The sequence below is a fragment of the Salmonella sp. SJTUF15581 genome, assembly GCF_043356775.1.
Taxonomy (GTDB): Bacteria; Pseudomonadota; Gammaproteobacteria; order Enterobacterales; family Enterobacteriaceae; genus Salmonella; species Salmonella enterica.
Window position 1 is genome coordinate 267,924 of the sequence record NZ_JBEUJY010000001.1, and the last position, 17,586, is coordinate 285,509.

Annotated in this window: 16 protein-coding genes and 3 pseudogenes; 16 read left to right on the forward strand and 3 right to left on the reverse strand. The window is 50.9% G+C overall.

Translation table 11 applies throughout. The features are described from left to right. The first annotated feature begins 384 nt into the window (after positions 1-384). From ABVN36_RS01245 to ABVN36_RS01315, 15 genes are all read left to right on the forward strand, one after another. Entirely contained in the window at positions 385-1,353 is a 969-nt protein-coding gene (locus ABVN36_RS01245) for a hypothetical protein (protein WP_023138486.1), read from the forward strand. A gap of 115 nt (positions 1,354-1,468) precedes the next feature. Next, the gene (locus ABVN36_RS01250) at positions 1,469-1,762 is read left to right on the forward strand and encodes a hypothetical protein (RefSeq protein ID WP_023138487.1); all 294 of its coding nucleotides are present in this window, start codon (positions 1,469-1,471) and stop codon (positions 1,760-1,762) included. Positions 1,763-2,116: 354 nt separating this feature from the next. Next, positions 2,117-2,830: a YafY family protein gene (locus ABVN36_RS01255; RefSeq protein WP_023138489.1), complete on the forward strand. Its 714-nt coding sequence runs from the start codon at positions 2,117-2,119 to the stop codon at positions 2,828-2,830. Beyond that, on the forward strand, positions 2,831-3,049 hold the full coding sequence (locus ABVN36_RS01260; RefSeq protein WP_000928654.1) for a hypothetical protein: 219 nt from the start codon (positions 2,831-2,833) through the stop codon (positions 3,047-3,049). Between the two features lie 16 nt (positions 3,050-3,065). Then, positions 3,066-3,269 carry a hypothetical protein gene (locus ABVN36_RS01265; protein WP_023137300.1) on the forward strand — a complete coding sequence of 68 codons (204 nt, stop codon included), beginning with the start codon at positions 3,066-3,068 and terminating at the stop codon, positions 3,267-3,269. A gap of 64 nt (positions 3,270-3,333) precedes the next feature. Beyond that, positions 3,334-4,248: a hypothetical protein gene (locus tag ABVN36_RS01270; protein WP_023138490.1), complete on the forward strand. Its 915-nt coding sequence runs from the start codon at positions 3,334-3,336 to the stop codon at positions 4,246-4,248. An 84-nt stretch (positions 4,249-4,332) separates the two neighbouring features. Beyond that, positions 4,333-5,154 carry a DUF932 domain-containing protein gene (locus tag ABVN36_RS01275; RefSeq protein WP_023138491.1) on the forward strand — a complete coding sequence of 274 codons (822 nt, stop codon included), beginning with the start codon at positions 4,333-4,335 and terminating at the stop codon, positions 5,152-5,154. Positions 5,155-5,166: 12 nt separating this feature from the next. After that, complete coding sequence (gene radC / locus ABVN36_RS01280; RefSeq protein ID WP_023138492.1) at positions 5,167-5,667, forward strand: DNA repair protein RadC; 501 nt, start codon at positions 5,167-5,169, stop codon at positions 5,665-5,667. Then, positions 5,664-5,885 (forward strand): DUF987 family protein, encoded by a 222-nt coding sequence (locus ABVN36_RS01285; RefSeq protein ID WP_023138493.1) that lies wholly within the window; start codon positions 5,664-5,666, stop codon positions 5,883-5,885. The genes radC and ABVN36_RS01285 overlap by 4 nt, the downstream gene beginning before the upstream one ends. Positions 5,886-5,907: 22 nt before the next feature. Continuing rightward, entirely contained in the window at positions 5,908-6,249 is a 342-nt protein-coding gene (locus ABVN36_RS01290) for a type IV toxin-antitoxin system YeeU family antitoxin (RefSeq protein ID WP_023138494.1), read from the forward strand. A gap of 43 nt (positions 6,250-6,292) precedes the next feature. Next, the gene (locus tag ABVN36_RS01295) at positions 6,293-6,634 is read left to right on the forward strand and encodes a TA system toxin CbtA family protein (RefSeq protein WP_023138495.1); all 342 of its coding nucleotides are present in this window, start codon (positions 6,293-6,295) and stop codon (positions 6,632-6,634) included. Between the two features lie 115 nt (positions 6,635-6,749). Continuing rightward, complete coding sequence (locus tag ABVN36_RS01300; protein ID WP_023138496.1) at positions 6,750-7,583, forward strand: DUF4942 domain-containing protein; 834 nt, start codon at positions 6,750-6,752, stop codon at positions 7,581-7,583. Between the two features lie 76 nt (positions 7,584-7,659). After that, complete coding sequence (locus ABVN36_RS01305) at positions 7,660-7,908, forward strand: CopG family ribbon-helix-helix protein (protein WP_000168385.1); 249 nt, start codon at positions 7,660-7,662, stop codon at positions 7,906-7,908. Positions 7,909-8,016: 108 nt separating this feature from the next. Beyond that, complete coding sequence (locus ABVN36_RS01310; RefSeq protein WP_001118105.1) at positions 8,017-8,256, forward strand: type II toxin-antitoxin system CcdA family antitoxin; 240 nt, start codon at positions 8,017-8,019, stop codon at positions 8,254-8,256. Positions 8,257-8,258: 2 nt separating this feature from the next. After that, on the forward strand, positions 8,259-8,567 hold the full coding sequence (locus ABVN36_RS01315; RefSeq protein WP_001199743.1) for a CcdB family protein: 309 nt from the start codon (positions 8,259-8,261) through the stop codon (positions 8,565-8,567). Between the two features lie 123 nt (positions 8,568-8,690). Here the strand turns inward: ABVN36_RS01315 and ABVN36_RS01320 are convergent. Continuing rightward, positions 8,691-9,673: pseudogene (locus ABVN36_RS01320) on the reverse strand (IS3 family transposase); the annotation flags it as partial. Between the two features lie 66 nt (positions 9,674-9,739). On the opposite strand from ABVN36_RS01320, the pseudogene ABVN36_RS01325 reads away from it, so the two are divergent. Then, positions 9,740-10,757, forward strand: a pseudogene (locus tag ABVN36_RS01325) (IS110 family transposase). A gap of 225 nt (positions 10,758-10,982) precedes the next feature. On the opposite strand, the pseudogene ABVN36_RS01330 reads toward ABVN36_RS01325, so the two are convergent. Both ABVN36_RS01330 and ABVN36_RS01335 read right to left on the reverse strand, forming a co-directional pair. Next, positions 10,983-11,099 (reverse strand): annotated as a pseudogene (locus ABVN36_RS01330) (transposase); the annotation flags it as partial. Between the two features lie 157 nt (positions 11,100-11,256). Next, positions 11,257-17,577 (reverse strand): DEAD/DEAH box helicase, encoded by a 6,321-nt coding sequence (locus ABVN36_RS01335; RefSeq protein ID WP_023138500.1) that lies wholly within the window; start codon positions 17,575-17,577, stop codon positions 11,257-11,259. Between the last annotated feature and the right edge of the window lie 9 nt (positions 17,578-17,586).

Consider the following 17,586-nt stretch of genomic DNA (forward strand, 5'->3'; position numbering starts at 1 on the left):
CCGTCGGTTATAACGGAGTAGATATATCAGATAGGGACAGAAGACATATATTACTAAACAGACAATATTCATAAGCCAGAAAACCTTTCCCGCTCTGGCTTTGCCCGCCATTTTATCGTCAATTTTTACTCCGAAGTTATGTTTCCTGATTCAGGAGAAAATCATTCATTTTTTTCCTTTCCAAAGATAACCTGATGTTCCTTGTTTTGTGAAATGACAAGTGATAAGGAGACTGTTGAGCCCCATGTCGCAATGTAAAAAACAAGAAAAAGACACAAAATAATCTACGTATTTTTCTACGTAAAATGCGACGTAAATCTCTACGTAGAATCAATTAAAAATGTACTATCTGAATAGATAAAATTGATTGTTTTTGGAGATGATATGAATAAGTCCGGAGATGGAAAAAAGCCAAACATCAGATTAGATAACGCGCTATTCAATGTGATTAAATATAATAAAGGCGAATCTGTGTTTAGTGATGTTACAGGCAACCAAATATTTGGGTGTGAGTGGGAGGATATAAAAAATAAAATAAGCGTTTATTTTCATGGGGGGAATGAGTTTAAAGATGCGTTTTCCAGTGTAATGAAATGCAAATGCGATGGTGAAAACATTGAAAAATATGTAACTGGGCTTAGGGAAATAGCATTAAAATATCTGATAAATGAAAATTTATTGTCCTGGTGTAAAGGGCAGAGAGAAATGATGTTGGTATTACATACGGTAATGCGGAGATACAAACTAATGTATTCTACACCAACAATTTCATCGTTTTGTTTTTCTACTGATGTATTTGACTGTGAAAAAGGTTGCGTAGACAAAACGGCCTTTCTACTTGCGCTGGATGAAATGAGTTTTTATATAGATCGTGAATGTGTTCAAAGCGAAATTATGGAGGCGAAAAGATCGTGGGAATTAATCCAGGATATGGCCGAAAACCCTCTCTCATTCCCGGAGAAGACTTATTCTGCAAAATATAAAGATGATTATTTTTGGGCTATTAAGTACATAGATAAAGTTTACGGAGAAGATATCGTCCTTCATATCGATAAAATTAATAATGCCCGCATATCGGATCAGTTGAGGGTATATCACAAGTACGATATTTATTTTTCAACAAGAAAGATGAATGAGTCAGAACTAAAGCTCTTTATCATAAAGATGAAAAAAGCCAGAAGTCAGAATAAATATCGTAATTCTGTGAAGGGCAAAAAAGTGCTAAATACTTATATTAGTGCCAGTGCAAAAAGGCAACTTGACATTTTATCTGGGAGGCATAATAAGAAAATAAATGAAGAGCTCGAACATATCATCAATGATGCTTACATGAAGTATAAAGGGATCATATGACGGAATGCTGTAATTTAAATATTTTCAGACAGATATTATCTCCATGACAACACTCAATAACCCGCCGCGAATCACCTTCCGGCGGGTTTTCTTTTAGCTGTCCAAGGAGATAAAAATGATTTGTCCACATTGTGGTTCAGTCAATACGCAGAAGCGAAATATTGGCCGAAAAGTCGGTGGCGGGTTTGGTGCCATCGCAGGCGGCGTTGCCGGTGCGGAGGGTGCCACGATCGGCGCAGCGGCAGGCTCCATTATTCCCGGCATTGGAACGATCGCCGGAGGCGTGATCGGTTTTCTGGTCGGGATGGGAAGTGGCGCTGCGCTGGGCGCAATGACTGGCGGGAGCCTGGATGGTGAGGTGCTTGATGAGTATCTCTGCCATGACTGTCTGCTGACATTCAATGATTAAATATTTTCTGGCTCTTGCCCCAGGCATCATTCCGCGTTGTACGGTTTAACCTCGATTTTCCTGCTGTAGCCCTGTCGCTTCCCGCGACAGGGCCGGGCTTTATTTTCATGCTTTCACTCTGGTTCATCACGGCTTGCCGGAGTGCTGCCCCATCACTCTCCGGCGTCATGTGGACATACCCTGTCCGCCTGGCTCGCCAGAAAATGATGTAAAAACCATCAGTTTTGTCCACCAGCACCCGTAGTGACGGGGATCGGGCCACCGGGAAAAATATTTTTCGCCGTGTCCATACCCTGTCCGCGCCCCTCTTTATCATAACCACATATTTTTCATGGCATTAAAACGGAGCCTTTTATGCCTCAGACTGAACGCCGTCATGAGCGGCTTGCCGACAGGCTGACGCAAATCATTCGCCGTCTGTTTGCCGGGGAGAATCTCAATATGCGCCACCTTGCAGAAGAGTTTGGTGTTTCCGTTCGTACCCTGCGCCGGGATCTCCGCGAACGCCTGACCGGATTGGATCTGGAATATAACGACGGTCATTGCCGCCTGGTGACTGCCGACAGTGCAGGTCAACGCGAAAGAAGCGGACTGACACTTGCCCGGCAAAGCGATATGGAAGCGCTGTTTCCGGGGCTGGATCTTCGTCTGGCAGGTGCGCTGCTGGATGAAACTGAACATAGCCCCTGCTGCATCTGGCCCCCGGTGGCACTGACTGCGGGTTCATTTACCGGGATTTTCAGCCATCTCGTCACCGCGATTAACCGACGCAACCGTATCTCCCTGCTGGCGAAAGGGCAGCGCTGCGAGTGCCTCGCGCCTTACCGTCTTATCTGTCTTGATCGCAACTGGTATCTGACGGGCGAGTTATGGAATGACATTGCCGTGTTCCCACTGGCCGAGATCCAGAATGTGGCGGTGCTGGCGGACACTTATACACGTAATGAAACCATCAGCCGTCTTACCCGTCATCCCAACTTTATTAATGCCTTACCGCATTACCGGTTTATCCGGGATCTGCTCGCCACCTTTAAATCCGGCCCGTTCCCGAACGGTGCCGACGAATAAATGCTGATGATTCAGCACAACACCACCGGATGGAGTTCACTGCCGGTTTATCTGAACGAAAAGGAGTACATCATGAAAATCCAGAAAATTACGCTTCGCCTCTGTCATGCCGGGCGTCGCTGCCCGGACTGCGGTTCATCGGACGATATCATTCCGTGGGGCGACGGCTGGATGTGCCGCGACTGCGGCTGTGAGTGGGGAAAAAATAACGGTTACTGATTCAGGGAGCGATGTCATGGGATTCTGGGATACAGCGGGTCGGCTCGCGCTCAGCGCGGCAAAAGAGGGGCTGAACACCGTCAGGGATATGAAAGAAACGCACGATCAACTGGAAGGGAAAAGCAGCTCGCAACTGGAGCAGATCGCCGATAGCCGCAGGGTGGGGGAGATTGAAAGGCGGCTTGCCCGCAAGATCCTGCGCGATCGCGGTGAAAGATAATTGTCTGCGTTGTCCGGGGCCTTTTACGGCCCCGTTTTTATTAAAGGAAATAAACAAAGTGAAGATGAAAAACAGAATCACACAAGGGTTATTGGTCGCATCGCTGATGGCGGCAAGCGCCGGGGCATGGGCTGCGGGTGCGGCAAAAACCGCCGTAGATGCACTGAACTGCACGGACGACAGTTGCCCATATCCAACCGACCTTTATAAATCCGATCCGGTTTATGCCCACGATATTGAAAGCAATTTAAGCGCTGCGGGAATGGCAAACCTGATTGGTCCCTCGGGCAAGCTGGCCGGGCCGGAAGATCCGTTGTCACCCGTACAGATTGGGGGCAAGACCTGGCTGAAGAGTATGGTGTGCGAAGCAGGTAACTGCGGCTATCACTATTTCAACTTTCTGTATCAACCTGATAGTCATCGGTTACTGGGGTACTATTTCGATGGTAAAGGGGTCTGGGTGGGTAAGCCTGATAACGAAGAGGCCAGTATCCTGACGGACGGTGAGATAAAAACCGGCCCCGGTGAAACAGGTACTGCGCCGGTTGCCACTGCACCCGCTTCCGCGCCTGCATCACCGGATGCGCCGCCAGCCAACACCATCTGGACGTTCAGCAATAACGGCACGACGCTCTGGCAGGCCTGTGGCGGACAGAACAGCGCCTGTGCGATTGTGGGAAATTCAAAATGGTACGTTGCGGTGCTGAACCGTCGTTCGGCTACCGGCTGCGCTTTTGGTGACTTTTATGTCGCTGACCGGAGTTCAGCGTCGTGGCACCGGTACGACACCGGCACCTGTAGCGCCGATGCCTACATCCAGGAGGGCAGTATCAGCCACGGCCAGTATTCATCGGTCGATATTCTTATCAACGGGTCGCTGGTGAAGCAGTTCCCTATTGGTTACTGGTCAGCACAGAAATCATTCTCCGGCGGCAACCGGCCTTCCTGGTCGAAAACGAAACAAAAAAATCAGCACTAACCCCTTCTGTTATCACGCTTCCCCGGCCCCTGTCGCTACTAGCACAGGGGCTTTTTTATCTTTATACCTTCAGGAGTATTTATCATGACCCGATTATCCACGCTTTACGGTGCGGCAACCTCCATCCGCCGCGATCGCCCACTTACCCTCGACGAACTGATGCGCGTCGTTCCGGGCGTCTTTGGCGACGACAAGCACACCTCGCGCAGTGCGCGTTATACGTATATCCCGACCATCACAGTGCTGGAAAGCCTGCAACGCGAGGGCTTCGAGCCGTTTTTTGCCTGTCAGGCCCGCGTGCGCGACCCGGATCGCCGCGAGTACACAAAACACATGCTGCGCCTGCGTCGCGCTGGGCAAATCACGCAAAAGGAGGTGCAGGAAATCGTGTTGCTTAACAGTCACGATGGCACCAGCAGCTACCGCATGATGCCGGGGATGTACCGTCAGGTATGTAGCAATGGTCTGGTGTGCAGCCAGTCTTTTGGCGACATCCGCGTTCCGCATAAAGGCGATGTCGTCGGGCAGGTGATTGAGGGGGCATATGAAGTGCTCGGCGTATTTGATCGCATCGAGCAGGGAAAAGAAGCGATGCAGGCCGTCACGCTTTCGCCGGAGAACCAGAGCGCCTACGCCCGCGCCGCGCTGACCTGGCGCTACGGCGAAGATCATCATCCCGTTACCGAGGCGCAGGTGCTGAGCGCCCGCCGCTGGGAGGACAAGAAGGATGACTTGTGGACCACTTTCCAGCGGGTGCAGGAGAACCTGATGAAAGGTGGGCTGAATGGCCGATCGGCACAGGGTAAACGCAGTCACACCCGCGCTATTAAAGGTATCGACGGCGATATCAAACTCAACCGCGCGCTGTGGGTGCTGGCTGAACAAATGCAGCAGGCGCTGAGCTGAAGAGGAGGACAAATGAATACTGCAATACCACTGATACCGGCATCCGCGCCCGATGCGCCACCCGCCTTAACGCCGTATGCACAGCGCACTATCAGAAGGGCCGTGAATCTGCTGGATAAACACCTGCGCCAGCCTGGCGTGATTTTTACTTCCGCAGCATCCGTTCGCGACTGGCTGCGTCTGCAACTTTCGCCGCTGGAGCGGGAGGTATTTATGGTGCTGTTTCTGAATAATCAACACCAGTTACTGGCGCATGAGACGCTGTTCACCGGTGGTGTCCGCCATACGGAAGTTCATCCACGGGAAGTCCTGCGCGCTGCCATGCGCCATAACGCTGCGGCAGTGGTGCTGGCTCATAATCACCCGTCCGGGGATGCCGAACCCAGTCAGGCCGATCGACTAATTACCACACGGCTGGTGAACACGCTGGACCTGGTCGATATCCGCGTTCTCGACCACTTCGTGGTCGGCCACCGGGATATCCTGTCCTTTGCCGAACGGGGCTGGCTGTGAAAATCATCAGCAAGCGCCAGGCGATGACGCTTTACCGGCAGACACCCGGCTCACGGCTGGCCTCTTACTGCACCGGTCATTACCGCTGGACCGGCAGTGTTTGCCATTACGCAGGTCGTCACGTACCCGATATCAGCGGCGTGCTGGCTGTATTTGCCGAACGCCGTCAGGATCGGCATGGCCCGTATGCACTCCTGCGCTGTGTGACCCTGAATTAATCATATTTACGGAAAATCCAAAATGGACACAAATGAAACACAATCCACGCCAGTATGGGGACTACGGAACGATGTCTTCCCGTCATTTGGCGCTCGGTTAGTTCAGGAAGGTAATCACCTGCACTATCTGGCTGACCGGGCGGGTATTTATGGTGAATTTACCCCGGCGCAACTACAGACGCTGGACGTCGTATTTCCAATGTTTATTAAACACATGGAGGCCGCTTTACGCACTGGCGCACTCAACCCGCGAGAGGCCAGACGCTTTACGACTGAACTCCGGGGCATAACCTGTGAAGCCGATACGTGCGGATCGTTCGGCTACGTTTATCTTTCGCTTTACCCAACCATCGTTAAAAGCTGACCGGCATCCTCCCTCGCTATCTGTTTACCAACGGAATTTCATTATGCAAACCCAATACAACCACCCACACCGGGCGACCCCGTCACAACTATCGCCTGTCGAAATCTGGCAAAAACTGCTGACCCATTTACTGGCTAAACATTATGGCCTCGAACTCAGTGACACGCCGTTTAGCGTAGAGAAGGTGATTCAGGAACACATTGACGCCGGTATCACGCTGGCTAATGCCGTGAACTTTATTGTAGAGAAATACGAGCTGGTTCGTATCGATCGCAAGGGATTTAGCTGGCAGGAACAATCACCCTATCTTCGGGCTGTAGACATTCTGCGGGCGCGACAGGCTACGGGTCTGTTGCGACGTCAACGCTATCTCGCGGCACACTGAATCTTGCGAGCAGCCTTCCCATATTACATTCCCGATCTTTCTTCCCTGTTAACTCCCTGCATAATGCGCCTGCCATTCCCGGCAGGCGTGTTTGCTTTTATACGGACGAAAAATTATGCAAACAGAAGCTGAAGTGTTAACTAACCATAACGAACTTATCTGCTCGACAAATATTGAACGGATCGTCACCGGGCGGAATGCTGCGCTGCAACAGATTGAAGCCGTCATCCACCAGCTTAATGAGATTTCCCGCCTGACATCCAGTATTGGCGGCAACACGGCGGAGCACTGGGCGATGCGGCAAGGGCGGGCTTTTGACTGCTGGTTGATGCAGTCGGTGGATAAATCCTTGCCGGTAATCGCCCGCAATATCGATCGCGGTATCTGGCGTGACCTGATGCTGAAATCGGGGATGCTGACTTTGATGGACGCTGAAGCCCGCAGCCAGTGGGCAAAGGATCTGGAGGAGGGGGATCTCCCGGCTATTAGCGAAGCCAACATCCTGAGTACCTTTGAGCAGTTGCACCACAATAAGCAGGACGTTTTTGAACGCGGCATTATCAATGTGTTCAAAGGACTAAGCTGGGACTATAAAACCAATAATCCCTGCTACTTCGGTAAGCGGATTATCGTTAATAGCCTGGTGAAGTACGACAAATGGGGCTTCAGCCTGAACTGGGGCTGGCGGCGTGACCAGCTCGCCGATCTGGAGCGGATGCTGTACCTGCTTGACGGGAAGACTATTCCCGATAACCGGCATGATGTCTCCATCCGGTTTATGGACTTCGTGCGTGACAATCCGCATCAGCAGGTTTTCGAAGACGAACTTTTCACTATTCGTTACTTTCAGAAGGGGAGCGGGCACATTACGTTCAAACGGTTGGATCTGGTAGAGAAGATGAATGATATCATTGCTAAACATTATCCGGGGATGTTGCCTGTGAAATAAGATGTGATGTTTTTATAGGCACCTCTATGCTAATCTTAATAGGAGTTATTAAGTATTATTAAACGAGGTAATCCCTATGGCTTCTTCCGCTAAACAGACCATCAGCGCCCAGATTCCAGTTGAGTTGGCCGCTGCTGTTGAAAATCTGGCAATTGAGTTAGATCGTTCTAAGAGCTGGATTATTAAGGAAGCATTGACCAGTATGCTGGCAGAAAGAGAACGGCGTCATCAGAGTATCCAGGCCGGTCTTGCCGATGTGGATGCTGGTCGTGTGGTGAGTCATTCGGATATGGTAGATTTTGCCAACCGTTTAAAGGAAACCTGACAGGCAAAGATGTTGCTATCCGAGATAGTCGCCTCTCATTGCCATTTGCTTAAATATTCCCCATACTAGATGCATGTGTTTATTACACGTGTAATTTCAGGAGGTTCTATGCCGGGTATGAGTGTACGACATAAAAAAACAGTCAGTGTCACGCTGGAACCTGCATTGCTTCAGCAAGCCCGTGATGCAGGTATTAATCTGTCAGCGGTGCTTACCGCCGCGCTGAAAGAGGAAATCAGTGCCACAGGCGTTGAACGCTGGAAAGCAGAAAATAGAGCGGGTTTGCAGGAGCTCAATCGTATTACTGATGAGCACGGCCTTTTATCGGACGATTACAGGACGTTTTAATCATGCAATACATGGTTTATCGCAATAAAGGAAACAGCAAGGCTTATCCTTATTTACTTGATGTGCAAAGCGATATTATTGATGAACTGCATACTCGCATGGTTATCCCATTGTTTCCTGTGAGCAGATTGGTAAATAACCCAGTTAAGCGCCTCACGCCCACTCTGAATGTGGAAGGTAATGACTATCTGGTGATGACTCACGAAATGGCGAGTATCAGGCTTTCGCAGATTGGTGATGAGGTGATGGACGTTCGTTCCCACAGGCAAACCATCAAAAATGCTCTCGATTTTATCTTTGACGGGTTCTGAATGGCTTGCAGGTCAAATGGAGAGTTGTTCACCGTTCTGGAGGGGACTTGACGCGCTTGAACCTGTGGAAGAAGATGAGGCGTGATTTTAATGACCCTGGCCCAAATTCAGTACAGTGCTAAATCAGAGATCTTCGTCTTTCCGGAGACTTCGGATAAATTCAGCCGGGGTCATGTCATTTAATGATGAATGCGTTCTCTCATGATTGTATTCCCTGCGCCAGTTGTCGAGTTTTTCCTGCGCATCTTCCAGTGACAGGAACCAGTGAATGTTCAGGTATTCATCCCGCAGACTGCCGTTAAATGATTCAATAAACGGGTTATCTGTCGGCTTTCCGGGGCGCGAGAAATCCATTGTGACGCCGTGTTCATACGCCCATTTATCCAGACTTTTTGAGATAAACTCGTTACCGTTATCCGTCTGGATACGTACCGGCAGCCGCTTATCCGGCACCCGCAGTGCCTCCATTATTCTGACCACATCCTCGCCTTTTAACGATTTTCCGGCATGGATCGGCAGGCATTCCCGACTAAAATTATCCACTACAGTCAGCGCCCGAAAACGCCGCCCGTTAAACAGATTATCTGATACAAAATCCATACTCCGGCACTGATCGACATGCGTCAGGACCGGGCGATGCTGACGGCGTGCTGCTCTGATATGTCTGCGGGGGCGTTTTCTGCGCAGGTTCAGGCCTTCAAGACAATAAATCCGGTGGGTTTTCTTGTGGTTAACAGGCCATCCTTCCCGGCGCAACTGAATATGAATACGCGGGCAACCGTAGCGTATCCGGGTTTCCGCTATTTCCCGGATACACAGGGTTATCGCCCGATCGTCACGCCGGATCTGCCAGTGGTAAACGGTTCTGCTCTGCATCAGCAACCCGCATCCCCGCCGGACGCTGATACGGTAAGCCTCCCGCAAAAATGTCACCGCCTGGCGCTTCTGAGCCGGCCTCAGAACTTTTGCTTCAGTACCTCCTGCAGCATCTCCTTGTCCAGACTCAGCTCAGCGACCAGCTTCTTCAGCCGCTGATTCTCATCCTCCAGTTGCCGCAGACGCCGCAGTTCCGTCACGCCCGGCCCGGCAAATTTTTTCTTCCAGTTAATGGGATGGACTACCTCCTCCCGCTGCGGTTAACTGTACGAAATGTGCTCACCAGGAGAATCACCATGAATATCGTATTTCTGGGTATTGCTCTGGCTAAAAATGTTTTTCAGCTCTGCGGGTTAAACCAGGCCGGCAAACCGGTTTATACGAAACGCACTGGCCGAAAAGAATTGCTCCAGACGCTGGCAAATATTCCTGCATGTCTGATTGGGATCGAAGCGTCCACCGGGGCATTTTACTGGCAGCGTGAGTTTGAGAAACTGGGGCACAAAGTAAAGGTCATCAGTCCTCAGTATGTAAAACCCTTTGTCCGCGGGCAAAAAAATGATGGTAATGATGCACAGGCCATCGCAGTGGCTCTGATGCAACCGACAATGCAGTTCGTGCCGCCAAAAAGCCCCGAACAGCAGGATATCCAGGCTTTACACCGGGCAAGGCAGCGTATTGTCAATCACCGCACTGCTACAGTCTGTCAAATAAGGGGGCTGTTACTTGACCGGGGGATCCCTATTGGCAGTGCTGTCTCCAGATCTCGCCGTGCTATTCCTCTTATCCCTGAAGATGCAGAAAAGGGTCTAAGTTCCCGTATGCGCAGAATAATTGCCGAACTCTATGATCTCTTTAACGATCTCGGGCGTCGGATCCATTTTTTTGATAAGGAAATTGAAACAGTATTCAGGCAATCAGAAGCCTGTCAGCGTATCGCCAAAGTTAAAGGCATTGGTCCTAAAACGGCCACGGCCGTTGTTGCTGCTATTGGCAAAGGAACTGAATTTAAGAATGGTCGCCACTTTGCTGCATGGCTGGGTCTGGTTCCACGCCAGCATTCGAGTGGCGACAGGCAGGTGCTGATGAATATGACGAAAAAAAGGCGACAAGCATCTGCGGACACTTTTTATTCATGGTGCCCGCGCTGTCGTCAGGGTTGCCACGAATAACAATGATGGTCATATGAATCAGTGGGTTAACCAGTTAAAGGAACGGCGCGGATTTAATAAAACGACCGTGGCGGTCGCTAACAAAAACGCGAGAATAATCTGGTCGATGCTGAGAAATGAGACCGGGTATCAGGTAGTGTGAAATTAATCCCCTGCCAGCAAAAGTTGCAGCGTACTGAGAAATGATGACAGGTTGCACCTGCACAATCGGAACCTGATTTTTATACTGGCCTCAGAGGCCGTCCAGTTGTTGAGGCGATTGTGTGCGGATTACCCATTTGGGCACAGATTTTCCTGATGCCGGATAGATGTAAGCAACAACCCAAAACCAGATTCAGAACTTGCAAAACGGAGGTAGTCCATAGATGTAAAATGTGGCCTCAGAAATTCCCATCTTTCTGCAGACTTCCCCGACGCGGGTGCCGGTTTCAGCCTGTTTCAGGGCAAATGCAATCTGTTCTTCGGTATAACGGGTCTTTTTCATGACAATGCGCCTCTCTGTGAGATGGAAGAAAGACCGGAAACTTCAGTTTAGACTGGCACTGTTTACAGGGGGAAGGTCATTATCGACATGATTACCGGCAAGCGCACCACCGCCTGATGTTAGCCGCTCCCGATGTTTAATCGGGAGCGGTTTCGCATTAAGGGACTATCACCTGCACCAGCACATCGGTTGCCCAACTTTCCTCGCTGTTGACCACCTGACCTTCAACGCAGGCTTTGGCCATATTCCCGAGCTGGAAAGCCACATCATCGTTAAAATCAAAATCGCGATACGCTCGCGCAAAGACGATGCGCCAGTATCCCATCCCCTGGTCAAAACGGATCTTCAGCGCCTGACCATTACTGAAGGTCACCATCAGTTTACGATGGTGTGGAATATCACGCGGCGAGCCAAAGGTGTTAATCACGACGGCTCTGCCCATAGATGCTGCAAACCACTGGTCGGCAAAATCCTGAAAATCCGCTTCACTCATCCAGTCATGGAACGGCTTGTTGCCTGGCCGCTCTTTACTCTTAAACAGCGTATCAATCGTCACTTGCGCATCCTGCGCCAGGATCGATTTCAGCGGTTTTAACAGCCCGCCTAATAACGCCAGCGCCACCGGGTTTTGCAGATAACGATCGCTATAGTGAATGCGCGTCACCTGGTTTTCCTTCAGCAGCGTCTGAATATCTTCCTGCGCCCCGGTTAACACGCCCCAGAAACGCTGACCAAACTGAGAAACCGGGCCATTAAGCTGCTTATGGATCTCAATATCGTTGACCAGGCCTCTGCTACCTGCGGCATCGGATAATAGCTCAGCTTTACTAAGCGTTATCGGCTCAAACGCATGGCTACGAATAACCATCTGGCTATTCAGATGCCAGTTCGGGCCGGGGATGGTGGCCTCTGGGCTGCGAGAAATCAACGTCATCAGGCGATCGTTGAATGCTACCTGTGCGACAACCGGCGTATCCGTATTCAGCTCAGACTGGCAAAGCTGCACACCAATGGCGGCAAACTGCGCAATCTCCTGTAAAAGCTCCGGATCTTCAATATGACCGGGCACAACCAGCGTAACCTCAACCTCATCTTTCAGCCGATAGTTCTGGATCGCCGCTCGGAACTGGCGGGCATACAAATCCCACTCGTTAAGCGGCCCATTCATCCACAACGTGAGTTTGCGCGCCCCGTCGTTAATGGCACGACGGATAGCATCCTCAATGCTGCCTGGGCAATACTGCGCGTCGGCCAGGGAGAATTTTTCCGCCTCCGGCAAACCGATATAGTGACTGAAATCCTCCCCCAGCCAGGCCTGCGCGGCTTTACGATCCAGCTGATCGTGATCGTGGCGGGTCTGCGAATCGAGCAGACATTCGCTACAGGCGGTATCACAGTGGCAGCATCCCAGCTGTTTCACCATCCCTTTGAGGACTGCTTCAATATGCAATGGCGCACTGGAAGCAAACCCCGCACCGCCGCTGATAATGTCGTAAAGTTGCACCGCCAGGACCGATTGCTCATTCTCTAGCCTGACCGGACGCACCGCATAGCCCAATTCTGCCGCCGATACCCCCAGCACGCTGGCCAGCGCCCGACGTAGCGCAACCACCAGCGTCATAGCCACAATACGGCCTTCATCAGAATTATCGGGGATATACTCCCCGTTTTGCGGACGGCGCAAAATGAGCTCAAACACATCGGTGCGGGCCAGCGCACCCAGCGTGACATTCTTATTCAGTGCTGTGGATCCAGGGCAGATAATCCGCTGATTCTGGCTGTCGCGATCAGATTTACCGGGGCGCGGAGGATAATGCGCTTCCATCGATTTCGGCGCATCGGTAGCACTGAGCATTGACTCCGCCCGGCCGCAGCTCAGGCACAGAGCATAACCGTGCCCACCTTCGCCCATGCTCTGCTGGAAAACATGGCCATCCGCGCCTGAAGCCATAAAGCCCATCAGCGGGTTTGGCAGTGGCACGCGTTCTGCCTTCACAAATACCCAGGCAGGCACCACCGGGATGAATTTCATTGTTTCAATGTTGTTCGTAACGGGAGTATGGGCATCGGTGACAAAACCGGCGGGCTGTAATACCTGACGCCGGTTATCCAGTGTGATCCGCTCCCCGCACGCGCTATTGGTACAGAATAAATCCCCCGACCCGCCAATACCTTCCTCATAGCCTAAGGTACCGCATTTATGGCAACGCCAGGCGCTGTCCAGACGCTGGGCTTCGTTAGTATCGGCGTTAAGGTTATGCCAGTGCAGCGAAACACCGGCCGAGCGGAATACCCGACCATCAAGGATAATCTCCGCGCCCGGCGCATACTCACGGATCGCAACGGAAAGGTTGCGCGAAGGCAGCCCTTTATAACGAGAAACGTTATCCTCCCGGTCGTTCTTATCACGGCCTTTGTGCGTTTTCTCGCGGATATAATCTTCCATGGTGAAGTTATCAAAAGTGACAACATCCGTTGGGAAGCCATATCCGGGCAGGAAAGTTCTGGCCGCCAGATCGCGTAACAGGTATTCACCACAATGCCGTTTTTTCTCCAGCTCCAGTCGCCTGCGGTACGGCGTATTGGGCTGCGATTCACTTTCCTGTTTCACGAGATCGCGGAAGATCCCCAGCCAGCGTGTCTGTAAGACGGCAATAGCCTCCTGCGTTTTATCCCGCAGCTTTTCTGCCGTAACGCCGTGCAATGCCGTCCCTTTAACCAGACGCTCCAGCGCGTTATCAATGCTCAGCGTCGGACGTTCGAGCCAGGCTTTAAAACGATTGCATACCGACTGGCCGAGCTCTTCGCCAAAGAACCACTGGCTATTAAGGCTGGTACGCTCTTTTTCGGTTTCCCCGACCACATGGCATAAATATTCTGACAGTAACAGGGAATTGACGTGACGCTGCACCAGACGCTCTGAGTTCATTGCCACCATTGGAGCCGGGATCACCGTCTCAAACGGCCAGAGGGGATTAGCAAAAACCTGCTGATCGTGCGGGTTCCCTTTGCACAAGGTGTACGAAATAGCGCGTGACTCTTTACTACGCCCGGCACGCCCGGCTCGCTGTAAATAGTTGGCCGGATGCGGAGGAACGTTGTTCATCACCACCGCAGAAATACCGCCAATATCCACACCCATTTCCATCGTGGTTGAGCAGTTAAGGACGTTAAGCTGCCCGTTTTTAAACATTCTTTCGTAGCTTTGCAGGCGCTCCGACGATTGCTGTGCCGAGTGTTCTGCGGTGCGGTAGTAAAATCCACCTTCTACCACGCGATCGTTAATGTCCGTCCAGAGGTTTTGCGAGCGTAATGGTAGCACTTGCGGATCCTGGCTTACCCAGTCACGCACTTTTGTTAACCCGTCGACATAATCATCCTGAGAGCGATCGTGTTCCCAGATCGCCGGCAGCGTGACTTCCTGAGCCAAAAACGCGTCGTACTGTGCACTCGTCAGTCGCTCGAACTGGATATGCATGGGCAGATAGGGTGTCAGACCTTTGAAGGTTGTCGCCAGTAATTTATTGGTCACTGGACAAATGCGTGCTTTTTGCACCAGAGAGAATGTCAGATGCTCTTTCGGTAAATAAAAACGGTTTCCATCAGGCTTCAATACCGCCAGAACCCCTGTTAGCTGGAGCCAGGCTTCTTTCAGCCAGGCGTTAACAATATCGATAGTTACCGTATTTACGGTGTTAAATTTGGCCCCTAGAATCAACAGTTTGACCAGGCGCTGAGTCACATTACCGTGGCGAATTTGCGGCCAGCGTTTAACCTGGTTGTCATCTGGCTCTTTCGAATCCGGGTTGCGGACAAATTTGGAAGAAAAACGGCTACCGATCCAATTTCTTAGATCGTCATCCAGTTGGATGTAGTTACTCTCTCTGACATAGAAATCCAGCGTCACCTTCAGAAAATCGCGCCAGTCATCAAGGGTTAAGCCTTTAGCCTGCCAGTGAGCGGGAACACTGTGTGCCTTCTCCAGCCCCAGATAGCCAACCTGAACCAGCCCCTGCGTTTCCAGGCTGTTGGTTCGTTTCGGGCGTCGCATAAACTCACGGAAAAGCAGCATTTCGGCGAGTTTTAAAGGGCCGCCATTTTCGGTGAAAATTTCAGGCTTCAGATAATGGTTATATTGTAAAATTGGCCCCTGTATATCGGCTTTCTCTTTCAGCTCATTGACCATTTCCGTCCAGGTTCGGCAAACTAAAATGGTTGCAGCCTTTCCCCCCGTCGCCGTCTGGATTGCCTGTTCAAGGCGTTCGGCCTGAGCTTCAGAAAGTTTTGCTTCCTCGGGCATTCCCCACTCGCGATACTCCCGGGCTTCTTCACGGTATTGTGTCACCCTTGCAACCAGTTTCATCACGTCAGCCTGGTCGTTCGGAGCACTCGTTGGCTGTTTTCGTTGGTGCCAGCCAAGAATTTCTACTACGCTACCACGTAACCGGCTGCGCTCTGCTTCCTGCTGCATACGCACTGCCATTCGCGCCGTCCCCTGACGACTGTCGGTAAAGGTAATCAGGCGACGACCTCGACCAGGCAAAGAGAGCGGGCCGACGCCATCTTTACCTTCATCACTAGTGAAGTCCTGACAATACTCCAGCACCGTAGGCACAATATTGGTGACATAAAAAGGCCCGCCCAGTAACGCCCTTCGGAAGGGCTGTTTACCCTTTCCGCCTTTATAGCCACAATTGCTGGCACTACAGATTTGTTCGATATCATTAATTGCCAGCGGAATACTGTCCGGGTTCACCACGCCGATACTGCGGGTCTGACGATCGAGCCGCTGCATAATATAGCCAGCTTCCGTATTACATTCCGCAGCAATAATTTGTGGCGACTGGAATACAAAATCCTTCTGAACCTTTTCTCCGGATGTTTCAAAATCGTCAGAAATTTCATCCTGCAGGGAGAATTCATCTCCACCTTTATTATCCCACTGTACGAGTTTGCCTTTTTTATCCCGTGCAAGAAGATGCGGTTCATTACACTCATTGCAGAATGCCAGTTCAAAAACGGGACTGCCGCACTCGCAGTTTTGCCGCTGATTTACATACACATTGCCAAAAGACCAGTTTTTTTCCAGCGCGGTATTTTTTTTAGCTGAACAGTTCTTATCCACACAGGCCCAGATGCCCTGGGTGTTTCGTTGGAAAATATGTGCTCTGACTTTCAGAAATGCAGGATCCTTTGCATTAGGGAATGTGCCAGAGCAAAGATCGATCCAGCGTAAAACATCCTGCTGCGTGTACTGATGTTTGGTCAGCTCGTTCAAACGCTGGGTCAGCGTATCAAGTTTCATTGGTCGGGGTTGGCTAACCAGCATTTCGCGTAAACAGCGCGCTTCCGGAGAGTGGGTCAACGCACTATAACGCTCCGGACTGATCCCTTCACTCTCCGAATCAGGGATATGCTCAATCTCATCCAGTGACAGAGAATATTGTTTGCAGGGTTCGAGCTCAGGAATAACGCGGCTTCCCCCCAGAACATCAATACGTTCCTGTGGCACTCCTGACAGCTCAGACAAGAATTTTTTCAGCTGCTTTTCAGCATCACTTCCGGCAATGGTGGCCGACGTCGCCACAAAGCGAACATCATCAGGCGTGACGCCAAATGCCGTCATGACGCGACGGAGCTGTAGAGCCAACTCAGCGGCCTGAGAACCAACGTAGGTATGGGCTTCATCCAGAACTATCCAGCGTAATGATTTTTCCGCTTTTGATTTCTGAATAATCGGCGCATCAACCTGACGAACCATCATGTATTCCAGCATGGTACCGTTGGTCACTAAAATGGGAGCGGGCTCTTCACGCATCTTCTCTCGTGACAAAACCTCATTAGGCCTGTTTGCCTGCTCACTTTTGACCAAAGCATGCAATTCTTCCGTGTTACCGTTATACAGACAGTACCGAATTCCGGAACCAAAACTACGGGTCCACGCATCTAAACGCTCGCGCTGGGAATTAATCAGGGCATTCAGTGGGTAAAGAAAAAGTGCTCTCACACCTATCAACGGTTTTTTGTTCTTAACCTGAAGCTCACGATAGAGGTCTTCCAGCACCGGGACCATAAAGCATTCCGTTTTGCCAGAGCCTGTCCCGCTGGTCACCACGACTGAGTGTTTTTTCTCAAGTAATGATTGCCAGCTGGCTAACTGATGTGTGAAAGGTTTCCAGTCAGAGCCAAAACGATAACGACCGTTTTCCTCACTATCCAGCGAGTCCACCACCTCCTTGCTTAGCAACGTTTGTTTTGTTGCAAGGTCTTTCATTGTGCTGTTGGACTCTTTCCAGCCAAATGTCTGTTCAAATACGGGTGAGGCAAGAAACGATCCTTCTTTCCCGCAATCGGCCGCCATTTGTTGCGTGAGATGCTCGCGAAGATTCGGGTTGGTCACCCCCATAATACTCAGCGTCGCCTCCGTAGAACGCGACAGTGATTGTTCAATCAGCGAAGAAAAATAGCGTGTAGTCATTCTTATTCC

Excerpts from the sequence above, each read along its gene's own strand:
- ABVN36_RS01245 (WP_023138486.1), top strand. The coding sequence starts at position 385 with ATGAATAAGTCCGGAGATGGAAAAAAGCCAAACATCAGATTAGATAAC.
- ABVN36_RS01250 (WP_023138487.1), top strand. The coding sequence starts at position 1,469 with ATGATTTGTCCACATTGTGGTTCAGTCAATACGCAGAAGCGAAATATT.
- ABVN36_RS01255 (WP_023138489.1), top strand. The coding sequence starts at position 2,117 with ATGCCTCAGACTGAACGCCGTCATGAGCGGCTTGCCGACAGGCTGACG.
- ABVN36_RS01260 (WP_000928654.1), top strand. The coding sequence starts at position 2,831 with ATGCTGATGATTCAGCACAACACCACCGGATGGAGTTCACTGCCGGTT.
- ABVN36_RS01265 (WP_023137300.1), top strand. The coding sequence starts at position 3,066 with ATGGGATTCTGGGATACAGCGGGTCGGCTCGCGCTCAGCGCGGCAAAA.
- ABVN36_RS01270 (WP_023138490.1), top strand. The coding sequence starts at position 3,334 with ATGAAAAACAGAATCACACAAGGGTTATTGGTCGCATCGCTGATGGCG.
- ABVN36_RS01275 (WP_023138491.1), top strand. The coding sequence starts at position 4,333 with ATGACCCGATTATCCACGCTTTACGGTGCGGCAACCTCCATCCGCCGC.
- radC (WP_023138492.1), top strand. The coding sequence starts at position 5,167 with ATGAATACTGCAATACCACTGATACCGGCATCCGCGCCCGATGCGCCA.
- ABVN36_RS01290 (WP_023138494.1), top strand. The coding sequence starts at position 5,908 with ATGGACACAAATGAAACACAATCCACGCCAGTATGGGGACTACGGAAC.
- ABVN36_RS01295 (WP_023138495.1), top strand. The coding sequence starts at position 6,293 with ATGCAAACCCAATACAACCACCCACACCGGGCGACCCCGTCACAACTA.
- ABVN36_RS01300 (WP_023138496.1), top strand. The coding sequence starts at position 6,750 with ATGCAAACAGAAGCTGAAGTGTTAACTAACCATAACGAACTTATCTGC.
- ABVN36_RS01305 (WP_000168385.1), top strand. The coding sequence starts at position 7,660 with ATGGCTTCTTCCGCTAAACAGACCATCAGCGCCCAGATTCCAGTTGAG.
- ABVN36_RS01310 (WP_001118105.1), top strand. The coding sequence starts at position 8,017 with ATGCCGGGTATGAGTGTACGACATAAAAAAACAGTCAGTGTCACGCTG.
- ABVN36_RS01315 (WP_001199743.1), top strand. The coding sequence starts at position 8,259 with ATGCAATACATGGTTTATCGCAATAAAGGAAACAGCAAGGCTTATCCT.
- ABVN36_RS01335 (WP_023138500.1), bottom strand. The coding sequence starts at position 17,577 with ATGACTACACGCTATTTTTCTTCGCTGATTGAACAATCACTGTCGCGT.